The organism is Lentzea terrae (genome assembly GCF_003265345.1).
GTDB lineage: Bacteria > Actinomycetota > Actinomycetes > Mycobacteriales > Pseudonocardiaceae > Lentzea > Lentzea terrae.
The window spans coordinates 1-542 of the sequence record NZ_QFWW01000041.1 but is presented as its reverse complement, the minus strand read 5'-3'; the positions used below and the strand labels follow the sequence as shown (position 1 = coordinate 542).

Genomic DNA, 542 nt, shown 5'->3' with positions numbered 1-542 from the left:
CAGCGGGTATCGCCGACGTCCATTGCGGGCGAGCCAGTGGGCCCGCCCGTCATGCCGCTGCGGTGTGGAGGAGATTGCGTCTCGGCCTGCGTTGCGGGTCGAGCCACGCCGGTGGGTAGAAGGTCGGTATGCCGTGGACCATCCGCACTGTCCACTCGCTGTGGTGGATCAGTGTGTGGTGGTGGCGGCACAGCAGGACCGCGTTGCCGACCGAGGTGACACCGCCATCCGCCCAGTGATGAACATGGTGGGCGTCGCACTGCTTCGGCGGTCGGCCACAGCCCGGGGAACGCGCAACCACGATCACGGGTCACCAGGACGCGGCGGATTCCCGCCGGGAAGGTCCGGGTCTTGCGGCCGATGTCCATCGGCTGCGACTTCTCCCCCAGCACCAGCGGGATGATCCCCGCGTTGCAGGCCAGCTGACGCACCTGGGCGGCGGGGACGCGTTCCTGGTTGTCCAGGGTGGCCTGCCCGACCTGGTTGGCGAGGTCGTCGTAGCGCATCGTCAGGGTCAGCGTGACCGGTTCGCCGCCGTGCTC

1 protein-coding gene is annotated in these 542 nt (G+C 69.2%); it reads right to left on the bottom strand.

The window, feature by feature from the left end; genetic code table 11:
• Nucleotides 1-542: DUF222 domain-containing protein (locus DI276_RS53650; RefSeq protein ID WP_119724506.1), on the bottom strand; the 542-nt coding region annotated here is incomplete at both ends.